The organism is Marseilla massiliensis (assembly GCF_016899955.1).
GTDB lineage: Bacteria > Bacteroidota > Bacteroidia > Bacteroidales > Bacteroidaceae > Prevotella > Prevotella intestinigallinarum.
In genome coordinates, this window is record NZ_JACJJL010000073.1 from 1 (window position 1) to 1,978 (window position 1,978).

The following is a 1,978-nucleotide window of genomic DNA, read 5'->3' on the forward strand; positions in this document are numbered from 1 at the left end:
AAGCTGGTGGACATCTCCACCCCGAAGATTGCAGGCAACCAATGCACGGACAACATCGTCCGCATCAAGCCGTACCATGATGGCGACTCCATACAGTCCGGCGGCTACGCGGAGAACGAGCTGCTGGGCACCGTCACGCTCATCGGGGAAAGGCACATCGCGCAATACGATGTCCTCTATACCGAAATGCCGGGACAGGCGTCCACCATCTTCGAGGTGCCGTACACCCACACACAGTCCTACATCAACCCGGAAGTCACCATGCCCATGTCCGAGATGGCCCGATATGCGTGGGCGGTGTACGGCAGCAAGCGCAAGTACAACCAGATCGTGACGAGGGCGCACGGGATGAGGGCCACGGTCAACAACATCTACGCCGTCGGCAACTACTTCTTCATCGACTACTCGTTGCGGAACAGGACGAAGATTCCCTACGACATCGAGGAAATCCGCGTGAAGCTGACGGACAAGAAGGAAACCAAGGCGACCAACTCGCAGACCATCGAGCTGTCACCCGTGTTCACACTCCACTCCACGAGGAAGTTCAAAAAGGACTACCGCAACGTGATGGTGCTGCCCAAGCTGACCTTTCCTGACGAGAAGGTGTTGCGGATTGAAATATCCGAGAACCAGATCAGCGGACGGGTCATCGTGCTGACCATCGAGTACGAGGACATCCTCCATGCGGACGGCTTCGATGCCGACATCCTGAAGGATGCCGCCTACTATCCTTATTACTACATCTCTTATTCCGACAAGCAATGAAGAAGTTTCTGATTACCTTATGCTGTGCGGCCGTTTCCATTGGCGCATCCGCACAGGACGGCAAGCTGGCGGTAAACGCCGGCTTCCTGTTTCCCTCCACACTGAACGCGACCGTAGGTTACGAGCATCCGCTGTCATACGGGAATGCCGTGGAACTGTACGGCGAGGCCGGCACCCATTGGCAGGAAAAGGATTTCTGGAAAGGCTACTATTGGGACGGCGGCATCGTCTACAAGCACCGGCTGGTGCGCTATAAGAACGGTATGCTGCGTTTCCGCTTCGGCCCGCAGTTCGGCGCGGTGCAAAAACGGTTCTTCATCGGATTGGAGGGAGGGTTTGAATACAGCTATGTATTCCGTAACGGCTGGGAGTTCGCCCTGATACAGAAGAACAACGTGAACTTCCTGCACGGCGACACGTTCCGCAACGGGTTGTTGCTTGGAATGAGAATTCCTTTTTAACCACTTGTAAACAAAACAGAAGGCATGGCATTTGAAGAGACAAGGGAACAGCAGCAGATGTACAACTATTTCCGCAGTTGCATTTACATCTTCCTGATTATAGAGATTGTGATGAACCTGCCTGTCACGGCGGACAACCGCATCACGCAGTTCATTCTCGATCTGTTGGGGCGTTTCAAGGTATTCAACACCGTATCGGGCTGCAAGGTGGCGGAGCTGGTGTGCATCTGCATCGTCTGTATCGGCACCAAGGCGAAGAAGGCGTTGAAGTTCAATGTGCGCACGATGGTGGTCTATCCCGTGCTGGCCGGGTTGACCCTTGTCGGGCTGTGCTTCGTGTTCCACGGGATGTATTTCGGCGTCAGCTGGTTCGGTTTCCCTGCCAACCGCATCCTCTACGCCATCTGCTCGGTTGTCGGCACCATGCTGGTGCATCAGGGGCTGGACGGCATCGCCAAGTATTACAACAACAAGGTGGGCGAAGACCGCTTCAACTTCGAGAACGAATCGTTCCAGCAGTCGGAGAATCTTGTCGCCAATGACTATTCAGTGAACATCCCCATGATATACTATTGGAAACGGAAGATGCACAAGGGATGGATAAACATCATCAACCCGTTCCGTGGGACAATCGTGTTGGGAACGCCCGGTTCTGGAAAGTCCTTCGGTGTCATTGACCCGTTCATCCGGCAGCACGCCGCCAAGGGCTTCGCCATGATGGTATATGACTTCAAGTACCCCACGCTGGCCAA

The 1,978-nt window shown here is 54.6% G+C and carries 3 protein-coding genes; all 3 read left to right on the top strand.

Translation table 11 applies throughout. The features are described from left to right. Nucleotides 1–765, top strand: a 765-nt coding sequence (gene traN, locus H6B30_RS15900; RefSeq protein WP_205112228.1) for a conjugative transposon protein TraN, incomplete at its 5' end; no start/stop codon positions are given. Continuing rightward, on the top strand, nucleotides 762–1,226 hold the full coding sequence (locus H6B30_RS15905; RefSeq protein WP_205112229.1) for a hypothetical protein: 465 nt from the start codon (nucleotides 762–764) through the stop codon (nucleotides 1,224–1,226). The genes traN and H6B30_RS15905, both read left to right, overlap by 4 nt. 24 nt (nucleotides 1,227–1,250) lie before the next feature. Then, nucleotides 1,251–1,978: YWFCY domain-containing protein (locus H6B30_RS15910; RefSeq protein ID WP_239484177.1), on the top strand; the 728-nt coding region annotated here is incomplete at its 3' end.